We start from the raw sequence: 19,091 nt of genomic DNA on the forward strand, positions 1-19,091 counted from the left end.
TCGTCGCCTTAAAATTCGCAAATGCACTGCTCAGGTGTACGTAGGCGTACATCTGTGCACGTCTGCGTACTCTTAAGCTGCTCAGTTAGTCTTATAGATAAATCTAACTTCTTGATTTATATCAAAATAAAAATTTGGCACGGTTGTTGGTTTAATAAAAACAAAGAAGGTTTTTTTCTTCACTTTGACCGGTGAGGAATTCAATAGTCAATTATGGGAGTGTTAGGACCGCCGTATGGATCGAAAAATTGAAGCTAAGAAATATCGGTTTAATTTACTTGTCGTTATCGGGGCAATTGTTTTCATTATTGGTGCTTGGTGGGCGATTGCGGGGACTGATTTTTCCGGTAACTTTTTGAAAGTGGAAAAGCAGAGACTGAGAATTTCAGAAGTAAAGCACGCGGTACTGGAGGACTACATTCCTGTTCGCGGACAGGTGAAGCCAAGCCGGTCTGTCTATCTGGATGCGATTGAAGGCGGTCGAGTTGAAGAAGTTTTGATTGAAGAGGGAGCTGAAGTGAAGGCCGGCGACATTATACTGCGACTTTCAAATACCAACTTACAGTTAGATGTGATTTCTCGAGAAGCCCAAGTTTCTGAGCAACTGAATAACTTGCGTAATACTCGGCTGGCTATCGACCAGGCGACTTTAAATCTAAAAAGCGAAATAGTTGAGATCGACTATCAGTTAACTAAGTTGAAACGCTCTCTCAAGCAAAAAAAGCGGCTGTTCGCGCGCAAGTTAATTTCCGAAGATGACTATCTCGCCACCAAAGATGAAGTTCGATATTTTGAACAGCGCAAAGCATTGGTTATTGAACGGCAGGCGACGGATAAACTGGTTCGTAAAGTTCAATTGGAACAGTTGGAAAATAGCGTCGCGCAGCTACAAAAAAATCTAAAGGTTGCCCGTAAAAACCTGGAAAACCTTAATGTTAAAGCGCCGGTTAGCGGCAAACTAACCGCGCTTAATGTGGAGCTTGGTGAATCGAAAGCCAGAGGGCAGCGGCTTGGACAGGTTGATAAGCTTGATAGTTTCAAAGTATCAGCATTGGTTGACGAATTCTACATTGCTCGCCTGCAAAAAAATCAAGTGGCTCGGGCTAAGGCGAATGGTGAGAACTTTCAATTAACGGTGAGTAAAATTTATTCTCAGGTGAGCAGCGGCCAGTTTGAGATCGAATTGAAGTTTGAAGATAAAACACCAGGCAACATTCGGCGGGGACAGACCATTCAAATGAAACTTGAATTAGCTGATGGTGAAAATGCCTTAGTGATTGATAAAGGTGGGTTTATTCAAGATACCGGTGGTAATTGGATTTTTGTTGTTAATCAAGCGGGCACCCGCGCGGTGAAAAGAAGTATTCGTTCCGGGCGTAGTAACCCTGATTACGTCGAAATTGTCGATGGTTTGCAGCCAGGCGAGCGTGTGGTGGTGTCAAGTTATGGTAACTATGAAGATATACAACAGCTTATTTTTAATTAATCGATTTTAAATTGTGTGGGAGAAGAAAATGCTAGCACTGAAGAATATCAGCAAAATATTTCGAACTGATGAAGTGGAGACGACTGCCCTTGACCAGATCAACATAGAAATCGAGGAAGGGGAGTTTGTGGCTGTGATGGGACCATCCGGTTGCGGTAAATCAACGCTACTCAATGTTGTTGGAATGTTGGATAACCCGAGTTCAGGGGAGTATTGGTTTCAAGGCAAAGATATTTCTGACGGCAGCGAAAGAGAGTTGGCGGAAATACGAAAACGAAACCTGGGATTTATTTTTCAGAGTTTTAATTTAATTGATGAATTAACCGTTTTTGAGAATGTTGAGTTGCCTTTGATCTATCAAGGAATATCAAAATCCGAACGCAAAAAACAGGTCAATGAAGTACTTGAAAAAACTCAGATAGCACACCGCAGTGGACACTATCCTCAACAATTATCTGGCGGTCAGCAGCAAAGAGTCGCCGTGGCCAGAGCGGTGGTGGTAAACCCCGCATTTATTCTTGCAGATGAACCCACTGGAAACCTTGATTCAAAAAATGGTGCTGACGTCATGAGTCTTTTAACTCAACTCAATGGTGAAGGAACCACCATTATTATGGTTACCCACTCACAAGAGCACGCTGATTGTGCCAATCGAACGATTAATTTATTCGATGGAAAAGTGGTCATTGAAAACTTACGTGAGGTGCGTCGTGCTTAGTAATTATTTTAAGATCGTACTACGCTCTCTGATAAGTCATCGTCTTTACTCGGCGATCAATATAATGGGGCTTGCTATTGGACTTGCCTGTTGTATTTTAATGGCGCTATTTGTTAGCTATGAACTCAGTTATGACATTCAGTATAACAAGTCTGATAAAGTTGCCCGGCTTCACATGTCGCAAGCTTCGACTGCAGGAATGGATCGTTGGCCCAGAGCCGGTGCAGGATGGAAGTTACTACTAGAAGATGCTTATCCGGAAATTGTCAGAGTCGGACGAATTAATCTGGGACAAGTCCAAATGAAGATTGACGAGCTATCCGTTAGTGAAAGGATTATGTTCGCTGATCAGGAAATTTTTGACATATTCGAATTTGAATTTTTACGTGGCAATGCAGCTACTGCATTTGAAGATGTTCACTCGGTGGTTTTAACTGAGTCATCTGCAAAACGGTTATTTGGTGATAGTGATCCAATGGGAAAGTCGATCGCATTTTATCACTCGTTTGATATGAAAGTGACAGGGATTGTAAAGGACTTTCCGGAAAATACGCATTTACCAAATTACTCATTTGCTAATCTCAAAGCAACGCCTGAATTGTTTGGTGTCGAAACTTTTCTGACTAATCAGTTTAATATGAATTTTTACACCTACCTCGAATTCTCATCGTTCGAAGGGATTAAGAAATTAGAAGAACAGTTACCTGAGCTTATTGAGAAAAATTTCGGCGCACTTCTGAATAAATTTAACATTCAGCTATTTGCCGAATTAATGCCGCTGGAAAAATTGCACTTACATTCGAGAATTGCGGGGGATCTCAAAGATACTGGTGATATTAATCAAGTTTATATTTTCTCTGCCATCGCGATATTGGTGTTAATTATTGCCTGTATTAATTTTATGAATTTGGCCACAGCCAGAGCTGCACAAAGAGCAAAAGAAGTTGGTGTTCGTAAAGCCATTGGTGTGCAGCGACGTCAAATTACGATTCAGTTTTTAAGTGAATCAATTATATTAAGTTGTATTGCATTAGTGATAGCAATTGCCCTGGTAGAACTAACCTTGCCGATTTTTAGCGAGTTTATTAGCCGCGATCTTGTTTTCAATTATTTCTCAAATATTTCATTGTTTTTCAGTCTGCTTGGATTAGCTTTATTTGTTGGGCTTCTGGCAGGTAGTTACCCCGCGTTTTACCTTTCGGCTTTTTCTCCTGCCAAAGTATTAAAAGGCGATGTTACCCGAGGACGTTCGGGGGCGAAATTCCGGCAAGGTCTGGTGGTTTTTCAGTTTAGCATTGCGGCCATTTTGATTATTTCTACCATTACTATCTATCAACAGATGCAATATGCGAAGAATATTGACTTGGGATATGAAAAAGATCAAACACTGGTAATTAACGGTACTGGTTCGGGTGTTGTACAGGAAAACTTCGCTAGTCTGGAGCAACAGATGGGGAGCATTCCCGGTGTTAAGTGGATATCCAGTGTTCGGCGTTTACCCGGGCAGCGTTTAACTAATAACACGACAGTAAAGGCACCGGGACAAGAACAGCTGATAATGCCGTATAACGGCGTGGACTATGAGTTTTTCCAAAACTTTGGTATTGCGTTAGAGTCCGGCCGATATTTTAGCGAGGAATTTGCCAATGACACTCTGGTTTATCAAACCGATGAAAACCCAGTAACAAAAGGCAATGTCATACTCAATCAAACGGCGGCGAAACGATTTGGCTGGACAGCACAAGAAGCGATTGGAAAAGTCTTAGAATTTAATGCTAATCAGGATGGTAGTTCTAAAATTGACGCCACAGTTATTGGTGTTGTTAAAGATTATCATTTTGAATCTGTACGCGAGGAACTCAAGCCTATCATCCACTTTGTTAATCAGTCTCAGCAATACATGATGACACTAAAGCTGGAAACTAGTGATATCCCGAATTTACTTTTGCAGGTTGAGGAGCGCTGGGAGAAGTTATTTCCTACCCAAGATATTTCCTATTTTTTCCTAGATGAAAGATTTGATTCGATGTATGCCAACGAAGAGCGCGTATCACTAGCCTATGGTATCTTTTCTCTGCTGGCAATTTGTATTGCTTGCTTAGGACTGTTTGGTTTAGCTTCTTATACCACCGAACAACGAACAAAGGAGATTGGTGTTCGAAAAGTGTTAGGTGCGAGTAGTCGCAGTATCGTTTTGTTGTTAACGAAAGAGTTTAGCAAATTAGTGATTCTCGCGAGTCTTTTTGCCTGGCCGATAGCATGGTATTTGATGGATGATTGGCTGCAAAATTTTGCCTACCGAATTGACCTGTCTATTTTAGTCTTTTTTGGTGGTACTCTGGTCGCGTTGTTTATTGCCTGGATTACTGTTGCAGGACAGGCAACTAAAGCTGCTGTTGCAAGGCCGGTTAACGCGTTGCGATATGAATAGTGTTCAATAATAAAGATCAACAGGCCCTAATATCTCCCCCTTAATAAAGGGGGATTAAGGGGGATTTGTCAGTTTGATAAGCTATCGCACGTGCAAAAAAATACTCGCTCTAAGCACGACCATGGGGCGCCAAATAATCAATCTCCGGTCCAACAGGAACAACTGCCGTTGGGTTAATGGTTGTGTGGCTCATGTAGTAGTGCTTTTTAATATGTTCCATATTAACCGTTTCTGCAACACCGGGTTGTTGATACAAGTCTCTTACATAACCGAATAGATTCGGAGAGTCTGCTAATCTTCGAATATTGCATTTAAAGTGACCGACATAAACTGGGTCAAAACGAACTAGCGTAGTAAATAATCGCCAGTCAGCTTCGGTGATCTGATCGCCGGTCAGGTAACGCTTGTTTGACAAAAGTCGTTCTAGCCAATCGAGTGATTGAAATAATTGAATGACGTTTTCTTCATATGCAGACTGAGTTGTCGCAAAACCCGCCTTGTAGACGCCATTATTAATTTCTGAATAAATTCGCTTATTGAGTTCGTCGATTTCCGCTCTTAGCGCTTGCGGATAATAATCACCTGCCGCGGCGCCGACTTCATCGAAAGCGCTGTTAAACATGCGAATAATTTCTGAAGATTCATTGTTGACGATAGTTTGCTTTTTCTTGTCCCATAAAATTGGAACAGTCACTCTACCGGTGTAGTCTGGCGCGGCTTTAGTATAAACTTGATGAAGGAAGTTGAAACCATTGAGTTGATCTACCAGCTTCGGATTTTGGGCGTCAAATTCCCATCCATTTTCTTTCATCAAATAGTCTACCGTTGAAACAGGAATAATCTCTTCGAGCTTTTTTAATTTTCGAAAAATCAAAGTACGATGGGCCCATGGACAGGCGAGCGATACATAAAGGTGATAGCGATCTTTCTCTGCCTTAAAACCGGCTTCTCCGGTTGGACCTGCGCTACCATCCGATGTAACATAATTTCGGAACGAAGATTCTTTACGGACAAATTTTCCATCATTCGATTTGGTGTCATACCACTGATCTTGCCATTTTCCGTCTACTAATAAACCCATTTTGTGGCCTCTCTTGTATTAAATTTGTTGCTATTAAACTGGTAACTATTCAATTTAATTGTTGTCGATTACGCGATACTCCTAACAGGCATACTTAAGTCAGAGTATCGCTGGTCATGAAAAGAAAATTAAATCAAACGGCCTGCTTGATAATCTGCGAATGCCTGATTGATCTCTTCCCGAGTGTTCATTACAAATGGACCGCCTCTTGCAACTGGTTCATTAAGGGGCCGTCCTGCAACGACCAGGTAACGACTCGAAGTTTTGCTAGTAACAATCAGCTCTTCGCCATCTTCTAAAACTGCTAACTGGCCTTTGTTAATCGATTTTCCGCCACTACCAATGGCGATGCTACCTTCAATAACATAAATAAATGCATTGTAACCTTTAGGGATTTGATCGGTAAAAGTTGATTCGGCAGAATCACTACCCGTTTGATTAACATCCCAATAAATTGGCGAAACAAAGTCATTGTGAATGATTCCTTGTGTACCGTTCTTCGTTTGCCCTGCTATCACTTTTAATGAAGTTCCGTCATCGCGTGTTTCCGCTGGAATTTCGGCAGCCGTTTTTTCCTGATACTTGGGGCTAGTCATTTTATGGGCCGCCGGCAGGTTGACCCAAAGTTGAAAGCCGGCCAGTAAACCGCGCTCTTGCTCCGGCATTTCTGAGTGAATAATACCTTTTCCAGCCGTCATCCATTGAACACCACCGGCTTCAATAACGCCTGCATTTCCTTCGCTATCTTCATGACGCATTTTTCCGGCAAGCATATAGGTCACCGTCTCAAATCCTCTATGAGGGTGAGGTGGAAAACCGCCAATGTAGTCTTGTGGTTTATCAGAGCCAAAGGCATCAAACAGTAAAAAAGGATCGAGCTGATTCAAATAAGGTGAGCCAATCACTCGAGTCAATTGAACGCCGTCGCCGTCTGCAGCCTTCACTCCGTTTACGATATGTTTTATTTCTCTTACGTCTGTCTCTAATTTCACGTGGGTCATTTTGCTAGACTCCTGTGTTGTTTACTATCACCGGACGAAAAACTAAGCTTCGATTGGTTGCTGTGTAATGATTGCTATGTCGTCTGATTCAATGTTAATTTTAGATGCGTCAATTACTTTCACATCGGTAATCCCCAGAAATCCCAAAACCTGCTTGAGATAGCGGGATGCAAAGTCGACTTCGCTGCCGACAGGAACGCCACCTGAAGCAACAACCAGATAAGCGGTTTTATTTTCCAGCAAACCAACGGGTCCATACTCGGTGTACTTAAAAGTTAATTTTGCACGAGCAACCAGGTCGATCCAGGCTTTCAAAACTGCAGGAACACTAAAGTTGTATATCGGTGAAGCGATCACGATATGTTTTGCCTGTATCAACTCATTTACCAACTGGTCGGAAAAGCTGAGTGTTTCTTTGTGCAACTGATTTCGTTCTTCAGGTGCAGTAAAGTTTGCACCAATCCATTGTTCATCAACAAAAGGTAGTCCGGTTGCTAAATCACGACTGGTCACTTCAAGGCTTGGCTCATTCCGTTTTAGTTGAGCTACAACGGCATCAGAGAGTTGTCTGGTAACTGAGCCTTCATAGCGGCCGCTTGAATTAACTTGCAATATATTTGTATTCATTATCTTGTCCTCATTTCAGTTGCTTAGCGCTATTCTTTAACAGGCATTCCGTTATCAATAGAAACGTATCCTGCACCTTGAGCGATCAAGAATAAGAATCCGCCGGTGATCGCGATATTTTTCATAAATAAGATCGATTGTGTCTGGTCTGCAAAATTAGCGTGAAAAAATATTGCCGAGACAATCGAAAAACCTGCCAGTAAAAACGCCGCAATTCGAGTTTTGTAACCCAGAATGATGGCTAGCGCACCCAAGATTTCTGTGGCGATTACAACGGGAAGTAAGCTGCCCGGAACCCCCATGGCTTGCATGTAACCCTGAGTAGCCTCATAACCTGGAATCTTGCTGGCACCCGCCATTAAAAAGATGGTGCTGATTAGAATTCTGCCGATAAGTGGGGCGTAGTTTTCAATGTGTTTCATGGTTTTCTCCAAAGAATTGACTTGTGTTATTGGCTATTCTATAGTTCTCAATAATTTAAAAAACAGTCTACAATCGAAATCATAGTTCTTATTTTGTGAACAATGACGGCCGAATGGCGCTAGTTCAACTCACTGATTTTATTCATAGTTTTCCCATCTCAGGAGGTTCAGGTGAATCAATTTGAAGATATGCAGACTTTTGTTCGTATTGTCGAGGCAGGCAGTATTACTAAGGCTGCCGATCAGATGGATACTGTCAAATCGGCGGTTAGCCGACGCCTGGCGGAGCTGGAGAAACGACTCGGCGTTACCTTGCTCACTCGCACCACTCGTAGCCAGACACTCACCGATTCGGGTAAAAGTTATTATCAACAGTGTTTAAGGGTGATCGACGATGTTGCAGAAATAGAGTCTGGTATTCGTAACGAACATTGTGCTTTGGCAGGCCGGATTAAAATTGCCGCGCCGCTTTCCTTTGGATTAGCGCATTTAAGCCCGGCCCTGAGTAAATTTAACGATATCCATCCTGATATTTACTTTGATGTTGATTTTAACGATCGAAAAGTTGATTTGATTGAGGAAGGTTTTGATTTAGCTTTAAGGATATCGAAACTGGAAGACTCAACTTTAATTGCAAAAAAGATCACCAAAGTGTACGGAGTCCTGTGCGCGAGCCCTGCTTATCTGGAGCGTTATGGAAAGCCTGAACACCCACGAGATCTATTGGATGGGCACGTTAAATTAAACTATCGAAACACCAGTGATACCTGGAATTTTTACGATAGTAATAAAGAAAAAATAGCTATCAAAGTTCCATCAATTATCTCGGCGAATAATGGCGATTTTTTATGCCAGAACGCGATTGAAGGCAGAGGATTGATTGTGACGCCAGATTTCATTTGTTATAAAGCGGTAAAAAACAAGCAATTAATTCCGCTGTTGTGTGACTATATTTTTGACAATGAAATTAGTGCTTACGCGGTTTACCCGCAAACGCGTCACTTATCGCAAAGAGTCAGAAGTCTGGTGGATTTTTTAGCACAGTATTTCGGAGAAAAACCCTATTGGAGTATTACCGATGTTGCCCACTAGTGATTTGCTAACTTGCTATTTTCAGGCACCCAATCGTTATTCTTTTAACGTCGGCAGGAGGCTAGAAAAAATAAAACTGAGTGATCATTATTTAGTTTAAATATTTTGAGTGCATCATTAAAAAATGTGAGCCAGTTAATAGAAATGCACTTGCTTTGATTGAGTTTTCTCAATAATTTTCATCAAAACGACAGCAATTGTGCAAACAATGTGTAACCTTCGTTTCCGCGTTGTGAACGCGATACTTCTACCGCTATCCTCTTAACATAAAGCGATAAATCTCTAATCACAGAGACGTTAAGATGAGGTGGCGTATGAAAGCTAAAAGTTTAATTTCGAAAAGTTCTAATGTTTTTTTTGTGTTAGGTGTTAGCTTGATATTATCTGCTTGCTCGGGTAGTTCGACAGAAGAACCTACAGAAGTTGCAGAAATTGACGATCCGGTTGTTGTCAATCCGCCTGCTGAGATGTCTGAGCTCGATCAGCAATTAACGGGTATTATCGCTGCTAATAATCTCACCGGTGACCCAACTACTAATCGTGACTTACCGAGCGTTAACGATCCCATTGTACAACTTGGCAAACGGCTTTTTTTTACAAAAAGTCTTGGCGGTAATCAAGACGCCGCATGTGTCAGTTGTCATCACCCGGCGTTAGGTGGCGGAGATGATATTAGCTTACCGGTTGGAATTGATGCGGCTAATCCTGACTTAATTGGTGTTGGACGAACTAACGGTGGCGTACCAACTGTTCCCAGAAATTCGCCGACGGTATTTAATGCCGGCTTGTGGGATAGTGGCATGTTTTGGGATTCTCGTGTGGAAAGCCTTGGAAAACAGGTAAACCAAAATGGCGCTGCTTCTGGAATAAGAACCCCCGATTCGAATTTTGGTGTGGCTGATCCTGATGCGGGTTCAACGCTACCTGCAGCACAAGCTCGTTTCCCGGTGACCAGTGTCGATGAAATGAAGTCGGAAGACTTTGAAGGTGGTAGCACTAATCAGGCTATTCGCGATCATCTTGCTGCAAGAATTGGCGATTATGGTATTGGATCTGGAGAGTTAACAACTAACTCGTGGCTGGCTGCATTTCAGGAGGCGTTTCAATCTGAAGAAATTGCAGACGATTTAATTACCTATGACCGAATTGCTCACGCGCTTGGTGAATATGAGCGCTCTATGGTTTTTGTTAATAACCCCTGGAAAAGTTATGTTGAAGGTGATTTAACGGCATTAACCGATCAACAAAAGCAGGGCGCGATTTTATTTTTTACGCCAGCCAATCAAGGCGGTGCTGGGTGTGTCAATTGTCATAATGGTGACAAGTTTACTGACGAGCGACATCATGTAATTGCTTTTCCTCAGTTCGGTCCGGGTAAAGGAGATGCTCAAAATGATGACTTTGGTCGTGAAAGAGAAACGGGTAATCAAAATGAGCGTTATCACTTCCGTACGCCAAGTTTACTCAACGTTACAGTGACTGCACCCTACGGTCATTCAGGTGCTTATGCCACGTTAGCTCAGGTTATTCAGCACTACAATAATCCAGGTGGTTCGGTCGATGATTTCTTTGATGATAGCGAATGGTGTGATATGCCGCAGTTTGCAGCAATCCCCAATTGCCAGGGATTATTCCCTGACTCTGAAAACAATAGTCAGGAAGCTTTGAACAAATTATTAGCTGAGAGGGCGGCGGGTAGTTCGTTGTTTTTAAATACCAATATTAACCGCAATGAAAGAGACCAGATTGAAGCTTTCTTAAACGCGCTGACCGATCCCTGTGTTACCAATCGAGAATGTTTATCTGCCTGGATCCCTGAAGAGAGTGAAGCGTTAGATGATAATCAGATTCAAGCCGTTGATCAAAATGGAAACTTGTTATAGTGATCGAGTTGGCGGCTTGCTATCTATTAAGATTACTTTTCCCCTCTCCTTTGAAGGAGAGGGCCAGGGAGAGGTAGAAGTTTTTTTTTGTTAGAGCGCGTTAAGTAGAACAGGATTTCCCCTCTCCCCAACCCTCTCCCGGAGGGAGAGGGGGATAATAGACAAAGTCTTTTTGGGGAGACGTTTTATTAATCTATTTCGTAAAGACTATCCGCGTCATCATCATAATCAAATGCGCCTAAAAAAGTCACATACTCGTCTTTCTCAACACCAGAAAGTTTCGCGCTATACTCATGTTCGAACAACAAAATAATCCAGGTGATTTCTTCCAGTTTTTTCTTGCGGGCTTTACTCATTAGCACTTCGATAAAGGAGGCAGAGAACGAACATTCTCCAGCCGCTTTTTTTATATTGATAGTGCCAGTGTGAGCGCCATTTGTCTCCATATACTCGGGCCTGAAATAACGAATATTAAAATTATCAGACCAGGTGTTGGTCGCACGAGTATTATTTTTGCTGAAACTTTCTTCGAAGTAGCTGTCTGGTATGTCTTGGTATGGATGTTGAGAGACCCAGGCTGAGACCTTGTTCTTCTTGGTAAAGTCGAAGCCTTGCTCTGTTTTTAACTTTTTTGCAGTCATCTGCTTTTCCTGTTCAACCTTATACTTTTACTTATTTAGTTTATTATAAGTGCAATCGGTTGTTGGCTTCCATCACGCATTTGTGATTGAGCATGTTGCTTAGAATTGAAAAAGCCGATGAGAGATCGGCTGAGATGAAAAAAGTGGGTAGAAACAGAACTTGTTGTTAAGTCCCAACCGAGAGAATTTTTAACCGACACTGCCAACTAGAACTTGCCATATCGTTTTGTATCACTACGCTGAAGGTTTAGTGTGTTCTTTGCAATATATTGGCTTTTAGTTGCGTATTTAGTGCGCATTCCTCGACTTTTAGTTTGATGAAGTATGCCGCCCACACCCAACTTTTGTACATTGGAAGGGTTTTGAGAAGTTGGACCCATATAGCCACGAACTCGATTATGGCTACCTGAGCGTTTGTCGAGTCCTTCCTGAAGGCTTCCCGCGAAAGTATTGCTCCAATTCCCTGCGTGATGTACGTCAACTGTCTGTTCCTGGTGATGTTGTCTTACAGTTGGATTGTTTGGTACCCAATGTTCAGTGCCGCTAAAACATGAATTCGCTCTAACCTGGCTGACTTTAGGTAAATTCATTTTCGTCAGCAATTTGGCCATGTCATTGCCGCTAACTCTTTTCTCATGCTTATCATCTGAACTGATTGAGGTGACGCCGGGCATACCATGGCCTTGAGTATAGACGATAGGGTGAGAACGCTTAGTGTTGACATTGTCGAAGTTCAACATAGCGTTATCCAGGTGAGACCATTCCTTAAGCTGGCTCATTACTTTGTGTTCTGTAGTCCCACTAGTGATTGTACTTAACCTCTTAATCGCCTCTTGATGAAATGATGACCTTTGATCTTCATCTTTAAACACTGGTCGAATCATCTTGTGACCCTGGCTCATCGCAAACATACTCATACCGCGAGTATTGTTCATCAGATTGCTGATGCTTTTGTGAGGAGACACGATAAATCGCTGTTCTGATTCCAGCGGTTTGAGGTTAGAGCGATCAAAATTTTCTATCTGGCTCAACATCGTACTTCGACCCACATTTGAGGTCTGAAGATGAGGGTTTTGCACCCCATATTTTTTAAGCGTTTCAATCCTTTGCTGCTGCTTGGTGGGTGGGCTAGAAGTCTGCAATTGCTTCAATTTTTGAAGAACACTACCCATAGGAGGACACTCCGACCGTTAATGTTAACTTTAGTTATAAGCTATTGATTATTGAAGGTCAACACTATATTATGAGATATATCGTGTCGAATCTCATAAAATATAATTTAAAGGTGTCTATAATTGGATCAACGGTGCCTCTGATGAATGAACTAACTACAAGTTTTGTGCAGCAAATCCCGGAAGAAGGCTATCAGCTGAAAATGCTGAAGGTGTTTCAACTGGACAATTCTCACACTCAAAGCGAGGGGGCGGAGGCATTGTGTTGGCCGATGCGGGTTGAGCATTGTCGAAATTATCAACCGTTGGTAGAAGATGAAGCCCTTTTCTATCAATTTGCCGATCTTGGGCTACAACCTGAAAGTCACGAAATTCTCGCATTTGCCAATCAATATGGTTGGCTTGGAAATGGCGAGTCTGCGATAGAAGCAAAGAGCCAATGTAGTGATGTAGTCGAAGTTTCGTCGAATATTATCACCGCAGAATTTATTAATGACTGGCGACAACAACTCCGTTCGTTTATTCCTTTCCTTGAATTGTGGCAGGCAATTTCAGGAAATGATGATGCGTATCTCCGAAAAGTAATCTATTGGAATCCTGATAGCTCATCGGTGGCGTATGGAAACCCAAATGTCAGCTCCATTCTGATTGCTTCCATGTCAATGAATGTTGATCTCTACACAACACTAACGCCTGGTGATGTGGTGACACCTGCCAGAGTGCTTTTGACTCGCATCATTAACCAGCGCTTAAGAGAGCATTGTTATCCCGCACTGTTGTTTAACGGCATGTCTTATAGAGATTCCTATTTGGGTTTTCGATGTGATAATTTGTTAGGCGCAATATGGCTGCTTTTTGCCCGATCGGTCGCTAATAACAGTATTCACCGACGATGCGCCGAGTGTGCTGCACCATTTATTCCGAGCCGTTCGGAACGGGGACGGAAAAAACGCTTTTGTACTGACGCGTGCAAATCGAAGAATTATCGGAAAAATAAAAAGCGTTTACATTAGATCATGGAACGATACAAAATGATTAACTAAAAATGAATAGCTAAAAATAACTAAGTAGTTTGAATTATTGACAAAAATTTCAACTTAAGCGGATCCTCAGTTATTCTCTCTTTCGGTGGAAAACTGGATACAGATTGATACAGTCTGATAGTCTGTGGTACGTCTTTTTATTATCTAATTTCTTATTATGCCTCTATCAATTCAAACATAAACAAGAGAGCTTATGAAATCTATTACGCATCAAATGATAACGAGCATAATATTGGGGTTGTCGATTTTTCACGTTGCTTCGCTACCGGCGAGCGAAAAAAGCGAAACATCTAAGTCAGCAGAAAATGAAAGTGGAGGCTTTCTTAAACTCAGCCTCGGATACCGATTGGAAGAAGGACCTTTTCACAAGAGAGAAAGTGGATTGAGTGTTTTTGTCAATGGCCGATATCAATGGGAAAACGGACTATTTGTTGAGTTGCCGGGAGGGTCGCACGAGCTTAACCCCGGGTTAAATTATGGCTATAACTTTTTCAACACAGATCATTGGAGTTTTGATTTACTCGCCCATAAGTCCCAGGGAGATATTGTCTTTAATGCCACCATCAATGAAGAATCGATAAAGCTTAAAAAAGAAGGCGATGTCAGAGCAGGGTTTCGCGCGACTGGAAATTTTGATCAGGATACAGTTCAATTGATTGTCACGCCTTATTCTTTTAGCGATGACTATGATGATGGTGTCTATGCATCGCTTTGGTTTGCCAGAGGGTGGCAATATAAAAACTGGAATTTCCATGCTTCATTAGGCTTTCAATATCGCTCCGAAGAAATTCTAGATTACTTTTATGGCGTGTCCGAGGCGTTAGCCATTCCGGGCGTACCTGTTTATCAGGCGGGATCCGGCGTTAATGTAAACGCTCAGTTTGGTGTCAGTTATCCCATAACCAAAAACTGGATTTTTGAAAGTTATTTAAGACACACAAAAGTTGACGATAGTATTTTAGACAGCCCGATTATTTCCAACTCGATAAGATTTGACGATACGCGTACTGAAGATGTATCGGAAGTTGGCGTGTTATTCAGCTATGTCTTTTGAGGGAGATAAGAGAATGGCATGTTTAACTAAATCAGCTAAATTTAGAAATCTCATTGATAATTTTTTGATGCAAATTGTCGCTGCAACCTTTGTTGTCTGCAGTTTTAACCTGCAAGCGGAATCAAACCACGCTAACGCCGAACTTGAAATAAAACCTGGTCAATGTGTCGCGCTACATCAGGGACAAGAATGTTACGTTGATGTTGAGTTCAGCTGGAAAGTCGGTCAACAGGGTGATTATTGTTTATACTCATCGCAGCAAAAGCCGGCGCTAAAGTGTTGGCGAAAAAAACAGAATGGTTGGTTTAAACGAGAAATTGTTGCCAACGAAAATGTCATGTTTTTTCTCAAAGCAGCGGACAGTCAGGTTATTCTAGCCACTAGCGAACTGGAAATGGCCTGGGTTTATAAGAAAAATTCCCGTTCGCATTCAACCTGGCGGATGTTTTAGGAGCGTTATTGGCGAATGAATGAGAGTAGGCACCATATTTTAGTTGTTGAAGATGATACCGATCTAGCCGAATGGATGTGTGAGTATCTGTCAGCTAAGAACTATCGCGTATCGGTCACTGATCGCGGTGATGAAGCGGTCACTATTATTCAACAGCAAAATCCTGATGTGGTCGTGTTAGATGGCATGTTACCCGGCTTAGATGGTGTTGATGTCTGTAAAACCGTTCGCCCGGATTATACTAACGCGATTATCATGGTTACCGCGAGGGATGAAGAGATTGATGAAGTGCTCGGGCTGGAAATGGGGGCGGACGATTATCTGACCAAGCCTGTCAGGGCAAGAGCACTGCTTACCCGAATTCGTAAACATATTGATCGTCAAAACCAGGTAAGTGTTCACCAAAGCAATCAGAACAAAACAGAATCTGACGAACAACTTAAGTTTAACAATCTTATTATTGATAAGCAGGCAATGGTGGTTTCGTTAAATGGCGTTAAAATTAAAATATCGTCCAATGAATTTGAAGTTTTGTGGTTGTTAGCGAAAAATTCGGGGAATGTAGTTACTCGAAAAGAGTTGGTGAGCCAACTCAGAGGTTTCGAATATGATGGTTTTGATCGCTCAATCGATTTAAGAATATCTCGTTTGCGAAAAAAACTGGGGGATGATTCCGCAGAACCTTTCCGAATTAAAACTATCTGGGGAAAAGGTTATCTTTTTGCCAGGGATGCCTGGTAATTCAATGCGCACTTTAACTTTTTCTTTACTGCTTGTAGTGATTGTCGCAACCTTCGGATTGGGGTGGTTGTTCGACCGCGCTTATGAACAATATATTGAAATGAGTGCAGATAATACTGCCGATGTTAAATCCACTGATGTCGTGAGTTCGTTGCAGAATATCGGCATTGGTTTAGCGACAACGCTAAGTCGAATTGAAGATCGAACTGCGTTTTTAGAGTCCTGGCCGACTAATAGTCAATTCACACTCTCGTTAGAAAGTCTGACAGACTTTCCAATGCCTCAGGCGTTATTGGATAAACTCAAATCAGGCGAGCCTTTGTTGTTAGAAACAAAAAGTCATTTAGCCTTTCATTTTTACCTTGCTAACAGTCAGGAATTGTTGGTACTAAAATCTCCTCTACTTGATGCAAAACAAGCAGTCATAAAACAAAATTATGTTTTTACGATTTTATTTTATGCAGCGCTAATTTTGTTATTTTTGCTCTGGTCATTTCCGCTGGTTCGACAGTTATTAGCGTTAAGGAAAAGTGCAAAATTATTCGGAGACGGTGAACTCAATCACCGAATTTCTCTGGGACGTATTTCTTACATTCGTGATATTGAAGTTGAATTTAACCATATGGCACAACGCATCGAAAACTTGGTTGCTGATGTTAAGTTGTTGAGTAATGCCGTGTCACACGACCTGAGAACGCCATTAGCAAAAATCCGATTTGGTATTGATACTCTACAGGAAGAAGAGGAACCAGAAACGCGGCGCCGATTCGAACAAAAAATTAGCGACAATGTTGATGAGATGACTTCCCTTGTTGAAACCTTGTTAAGTTATGCCCGACTTGATCAAGCAATGCTGGAAGTTAAAAAAGATCAGGTGGAGTTATCACAACTCATTGAAAAATGTATTGCAAGTCAAACTACAGATTCGGTGGAACTTGAAATGGTTAAAACCGGAAAAGCATATCTGGTCAAAGGCGACAGTGCTTATTTAATGATAATGGTGAATAACTTGCTCCAGAATGCTATTCACTATGGGGGAGGGCGAGTATTGATTCAGCTTTATGATGAAGCGGACTATGTGCAAGTTTGTATTAGTGATAACGGTGATGGTATCAGCCCTGAACATTATGAGAATATTCTCAAGCCATTTGTTCGTGGTAAAGAGCATAAAATCCAAAAAGGTTATGGGATGGGGCTGGCGATTGTTAAACGCATACTAGACTGGCACCAGGGAACAATTCAAATTGATAAATCGCCTGAGCTATCAGGTGCAAAATTTTCGATTACTTTGCCCAGGTTTTCTTCATCTTGAACAGCACACGTAAGTGATAAAAACACTTTGGGTATTTATCTTTTTTTCTTGGCGAGCATCGCTCTATCTGCAATTTCGATAATGTCCTCTATGCTCATTTCGATATCAACTGCAGCGTAACCAGCAGAGACGGTAAAGCCAGGCAGGCGCGCCGTATCTTGAAGTTGGGACAATGATTGGGTAAAGCGCTGTAAAATTTTCTCTTCATCGCCTTCATTGCTAATGGTCACTAGCGCTAGAAACTCGTCGCCTCCAATACGGCCAATTACATCAGAGTTTCGAATGCTATTTCTCAGCGCATCGGCCACCACTTTCAGAACTTTGTCGCCGGTAACATGGCCATGTTCGTCATTAATAACTTTGAACTGATCAATATCCAGATAGAATAACCCTAACGATGTTTTCATTCGTCTGGCCAGTCGAATACGTTGCTTTGTTAATGCTGTGAACCCGCGTCTGTTATTAATTTCAGTGAGCGGATCGGTCGTCGCCAGCTTTTGGACCTGTTCGTACATTTCTAGTAAATGAAGATCAGATTCTAAAATGTCTTTGAGTTGATTAATGAGTTCAAAATAGGTTTCGTCATAGTCAGTTTCACGATAGTCCATGACGCAAAATGTACCGAATGGTTGAGAGTTCGGCCAAAACACTGGAACGCCCAAATAAGAAACAAAACCGTCATTATGGACTTCCGGATTAGTGTCCCAACAAGGTTCAACCGGTGCATTTCGAACATAAAGCGATTGTTCCGTTTCGACGATACGCCGACAAAAAATATTCGCATCTGGTTCAATGATAGCACCGGCAGAGTAAGGATTTTCTTCCTGCTCACTGGCAATGGTGACCTGAAAACCGTCGGGGGTATATTGGACCAGGAAACCAGCCGGGGCATCAAAAAGTTTTGCCAGTAAATTAACGGTGCGTTGCCATTTTTTAAGTGAAATCAAATCATGTGGGTTGTCGAGTAACCACTTGTCAGGGCTATAATGATTGAAGTGATTATCGTTTTGGTCATTTTTTTGAATGTCATGAACATTGCTATTCGCGCTGTTCGACTCATTTTTATTATCATGATAAGGAGGTTTGCTCACCGATTGCTCCTGACGGTTCGGTCAAAATTGTAAAAGCCAAAGGGAGATTGTCTTTTACTGGCTAATTATAGCTTAACGACTGATAGTTGATGATACGAAATCTCAGTTTTTAAAATTTGTTCTAAACTTTTTTAACTTTACGATAGTGTGTGATCAGGTGCAGTGACCTTGGCTTAGCCATCAGCTCACGAAGTATCGTTTTTGATTCAATCTATTAATCGACCAACAAGGTGCACATCATCGTTGAATTGCACTGAAAATTAAACAGACTTATTCGGTTCTTTTTGTGAGATATTGACGATTGAGTTAGTCGGTAATTGACTATATTGGATGTCAGGTTGATTGTTTTTTGAACTTTAGCCTCAGTTTTTACATAATCACTCATTCGCTCGCGAGGATAATTGCGGGACTTGGGTAAGGAGAAAAAATAATGGAGCGACTTTTTGTTTATGGAACTTTGGCGCCCGGCGAGCCCAACGAACATATCCTCCAAAAGTTGGTGGGCACCTGGCAAAGTGGATTTGTCAGAGGTAAACTTTATCCGCAAGGTTGGGGAGCTGTGCAAGGTTATCCCGCTATGGTGCCAGATGAAACCGGGGACAAAATTTCTGGTTTTGTTTTCAGTTCGACACAATTAAGCGAACATTGGAAAAGACTTGATGAGTTTGAAGGAGAAGAATACGAGCGTGTTTTAGTGGAAGTCGAACTTGCTGACAAGAGAACAACTTTGGCATTTGTTTATGCGCTAAAAGACCAATAATCTTTTCTCAAATCATTCTTTAATATTATTGTTATTGAACTGCCGGCATTAAACTGAATGCGGTGGTGATTTCTAAAACTGATTC

At 41.8% G+C, this 19,091-nt stretch carries 18 protein-coding genes; 11 read left to right on the forward strand and 7 right to left on the reverse strand.

From position 1 onward, the window contains the following. The first annotated feature begins 235 nt into the window (after nucleotides 1-235). Genes FLL46_RS00340 through FLL46_RS00350 form a run of 3 tightly spaced genes read left to right on the forward strand, consistent with a single transcriptional unit; the run spans nucleotide 236 to nucleotide 4,635 of the window. Nucleotides 236-1,486, forward strand: a complete 1,251-nt coding sequence (locus FLL46_RS00340; RefSeq protein WP_142891430.1) for an efflux RND transporter periplasmic adaptor subunit — start codon at nucleotides 236-238, stop codon at nucleotides 1,484-1,486. A gap of 28 nt (nucleotides 1,487-1,514) precedes the next feature. After that, entirely contained in the window at nucleotides 1,515-2,204 is a 690-nt protein-coding gene (locus tag FLL46_RS00345; protein WP_142891431.1) for an ABC transporter ATP-binding protein, read from the forward strand. Further along, nucleotides 2,158-4,635 (forward strand): ABC transporter permease, encoded by a 2,478-nt coding sequence (locus tag FLL46_RS00350; protein ID WP_281281925.1) that lies wholly within the window; start codon nucleotides 2,158-2,160, stop codon nucleotides 4,633-4,635. The genes FLL46_RS00345 and FLL46_RS00350 overlap by 47 nt, the downstream gene beginning before the upstream one ends. Before the next feature lie 109 nt (nucleotides 4,636-4,744). Here the strand turns inward: FLL46_RS00350 and FLL46_RS00355 are convergent, their stop codons facing one another. The 4 genes from FLL46_RS00355 to FLL46_RS00370 form a co-directional block, all read right to left on the reverse strand. Then, nucleotides 4,745-5,716: a glutathione S-transferase family protein gene (locus tag FLL46_RS00355; protein WP_142891433.1), complete on the reverse strand. Its 972-nt coding sequence runs from the start codon at nucleotides 5,714-5,716 to the stop codon at nucleotides 4,745-4,747. Nucleotides 5,717-5,844: 128 nt separating this feature from the next. Continuing rightward, nucleotides 5,845-6,717: a pirin family protein gene (locus tag FLL46_RS00360; RefSeq protein ID WP_142891434.1), complete on the reverse strand. Its 873-nt coding sequence runs from the start codon at nucleotides 6,715-6,717 to the stop codon at nucleotides 5,845-5,847. Between the two features lie 42 nt (nucleotides 6,718-6,759). Continuing rightward, on the reverse strand, nucleotides 6,760-7,344 hold the full coding sequence (locus tag FLL46_RS00365; protein WP_142891435.1) for an FMN-dependent NADH-azoreductase: 585 nt from the start codon (nucleotides 7,342-7,344) through the stop codon (nucleotides 6,760-6,762). Between the two features lie 29 nt (nucleotides 7,345-7,373). Continuing rightward, complete coding sequence (locus FLL46_RS00370; protein WP_142891436.1) at nucleotides 7,374-7,766, reverse strand: DoxX family protein; 393 nt, start codon at nucleotides 7,764-7,766, stop codon at nucleotides 7,374-7,376. 171 nt (nucleotides 7,767-7,937) lie between these two features. Between FLL46_RS00370 and FLL46_RS00375 the strand changes: the two genes are divergently transcribed. Both FLL46_RS00375 and FLL46_RS00380 read left to right on the forward strand, forming a co-directional pair. Beyond that, nucleotides 7,938-8,858 (forward strand): LysR family transcriptional regulator, encoded by a 921-nt coding sequence (locus FLL46_RS00375; protein ID WP_142891437.1) that lies wholly within the window; start codon nucleotides 7,938-7,940, stop codon nucleotides 8,856-8,858. Nucleotides 8,859-9,172: 314 nt separating this feature from the next. Further along, nucleotides 9,173-10,741, forward strand: a complete 1,569-nt coding sequence (locus FLL46_RS00380) for a cytochrome-c peroxidase (protein ID WP_142891438.1) — start codon at nucleotides 9,173-9,175, stop codon at nucleotides 10,739-10,741. 188 nt (nucleotides 10,742-10,929) lie between these two features. Here FLL46_RS00380 and FLL46_RS00385 read toward each other — a convergent pair whose 3' ends face one another. Both FLL46_RS00385 and FLL46_RS00390 read right to left on the reverse strand, forming a co-directional pair. After that, entirely contained in the window at nucleotides 10,930-11,382 is a 453-nt protein-coding gene (locus FLL46_RS00385) for an immunity 22 family protein (RefSeq protein ID WP_142891439.1), read from the reverse strand. A gap of 206 nt (nucleotides 11,383-11,588) precedes the next feature. Then, on the reverse strand, nucleotides 11,589-12,554 hold the full coding sequence (locus FLL46_RS00390) for a hypothetical protein (protein ID WP_142891440.1): 966 nt from the start codon (nucleotides 12,552-12,554) through the stop codon (nucleotides 11,589-11,591). A 143-nt stretch (nucleotides 12,555-12,697) separates the two neighbouring features. On the opposite strand from FLL46_RS00390, the gene FLL46_RS00395 reads away from it, so the two are divergent. The 5 genes from FLL46_RS00395 (at nucleotide 12,698) to FLL46_RS00415 (ending at nucleotide 17,155) form a co-directional block, all read left to right on the forward strand. After that, nucleotides 12,698-13,567: a hypothetical protein gene (locus FLL46_RS00395; protein WP_142891441.1), complete on the forward strand. Its 870-nt coding sequence runs from the start codon at nucleotides 12,698-12,700 to the stop codon at nucleotides 13,565-13,567. Nucleotides 13,568-13,790: 223 nt separating this feature from the next. Then, nucleotides 13,791-14,651: a MipA/OmpV family protein gene (locus FLL46_RS00400; RefSeq protein ID WP_142891442.1), complete on the forward strand. Its 861-nt coding sequence runs from the start codon at nucleotides 13,791-13,793 to the stop codon at nucleotides 14,649-14,651. Between the two features lie 13 nt (nucleotides 14,652-14,664). Then, complete coding sequence (locus FLL46_RS00405) at nucleotides 14,665-15,102, forward strand: DUF3019 domain-containing protein (RefSeq protein ID WP_168203974.1); 438 nt, start codon at nucleotides 14,665-14,667, stop codon at nucleotides 15,100-15,102. A gap of 15 nt (nucleotides 15,103-15,117) precedes the next feature. After that, nucleotides 15,118-15,843, forward strand: coding sequence for a response regulator (locus FLL46_RS00410; RefSeq protein ID WP_142891444.1), 726 nt, complete (start codon nucleotides 15,118-15,120; stop codon nucleotides 15,841-15,843). A 4-nt stretch (nucleotides 15,844-15,847) separates the two neighbouring features. Beyond that, complete coding sequence (locus FLL46_RS00415; RefSeq protein ID WP_142891445.1) at nucleotides 15,848-17,155, forward strand: sensor histidine kinase; 1,308 nt, start codon at nucleotides 15,848-15,850, stop codon at nucleotides 17,153-17,155. A 35-nt stretch (nucleotides 17,156-17,190) separates the two neighbouring features. On the opposite strand, the gene FLL46_RS00420 is transcribed toward FLL46_RS00415, so the two are convergent. Continuing rightward, a complete protein-coding gene (locus FLL46_RS00420) occupies nucleotides 17,191-18,246 on the reverse strand; it encodes a sensor domain-containing diguanylate cyclase (protein ID WP_210418556.1) in 1,056 nt (351 codons plus the stop codon). Nucleotides 18,247-18,676: 430 nt separating this feature from the next. Between FLL46_RS00420 and FLL46_RS00425 the strand changes: the two genes are divergently transcribed. Further along, complete coding sequence (locus tag FLL46_RS00425; RefSeq protein ID WP_142891446.1) at nucleotides 18,677-19,006, forward strand: gamma-glutamylcyclotransferase family protein; 330 nt, start codon at nucleotides 18,677-18,679, stop codon at nucleotides 19,004-19,006. Nucleotides 19,007-19,091 lie beyond the last annotated feature (85 nt).

This window comes from Aliikangiella coralliicola (genome assembly GCF_007004725.1).
Taxonomy (GTDB): domain Bacteria; phylum Pseudomonadota; class Gammaproteobacteria; order Enterobacterales; family Kangiellaceae; genus Aliikangiella; species Aliikangiella coralliicola.

Bases quoted from the DNA above. Each gene is read 5' to 3' on its own strand.
- FLL46_RS00400 (WP_142891442.1), top strand. From the start codon at position 13,791: ATGAAATCTATTACGCATCAAATGATAACGAGCATAATATTGGGGTTG.
- FLL46_RS00360 (WP_142891434.1), bottom strand. From the start codon at position 6,717: ATGACCCACGTGAAATTAGAGACAGACGTAAGAGAAATAAAACATATC.
- FLL46_RS00390 (WP_142891440.1), bottom strand. From the start codon at position 12,554: ATGGGTAGTGTTCTTCAAAAATTGAAGCAATTGCAGACTTCTAGCCCA.
- FLL46_RS00380 (WP_142891438.1), top strand. From the start codon at position 9,173: ATGAAAGCTAAAAGTTTAATTTCGAAAAGTTCTAATGTTTTTTTTGTG.
- FLL46_RS00370 (WP_142891436.1), bottom strand. From the start codon at position 7,766: ATGAAACACATTGAAAACTACGCCCCACTTATCGGCAGAATTCTAATC.
- FLL46_RS00365 (WP_142891435.1), bottom strand. From the start codon at position 7,344: ATGAATACAAATATATTGCAAGTTAATTCAAGCGGCCGCTATGAAGGC.
- FLL46_RS00405 (WP_168203974.1), top strand. From the start codon at position 14,665: ATGGCATGTTTAACTAAATCAGCTAAATTTAGAAATCTCATTGATAAT.
- FLL46_RS00350 (WP_281281925.1), top strand. From the start codon at position 2,158: ATGGAAAAGTGGTCATTGAAAACTTACGTGAGGTGCGTCGTGCTTAGT.
- FLL46_RS00425 (WP_142891446.1), top strand. From the start codon at position 18,677: ATGGAGCGACTTTTTGTTTATGGAACTTTGGCGCCCGGCGAGCCCAAC.
- FLL46_RS00345 (WP_142891431.1), top strand. From the start codon at position 1,515: ATGCTAGCACTGAAGAATATCAGCAAAATATTTCGAACTGATGAAGTG.
- FLL46_RS00395 (WP_142891441.1), top strand. From the start codon at position 12,698: ATGAATGAACTAACTACAAGTTTTGTGCAGCAAATCCCGGAAGAAGGC.
- FLL46_RS00415 (WP_142891445.1), top strand. From the start codon at position 15,848: ATGCGCACTTTAACTTTTTCTTTACTGCTTGTAGTGATTGTCGCAACC.
- FLL46_RS00355 (WP_142891433.1), bottom strand. From the start codon at position 5,716: ATGGGTTTATTAGTAGACGGAAAATGGCAAGATCAGTGGTATGACACC.
- FLL46_RS00340 (WP_142891430.1), top strand. From the start codon at position 236: ATGGATCGAAAAATTGAAGCTAAGAAATATCGGTTTAATTTACTTGTC.
- FLL46_RS00410 (WP_142891444.1), top strand. From the start codon at position 15,118: ATGAATGAGAGTAGGCACCATATTTTAGTTGTTGAAGATGATACCGAT.
- FLL46_RS00385 (WP_142891439.1), bottom strand. From the start codon at position 11,382: ATGACTGCAAAAAAGTTAAAAACAGAGCAAGGCTTCGACTTTACCAAG.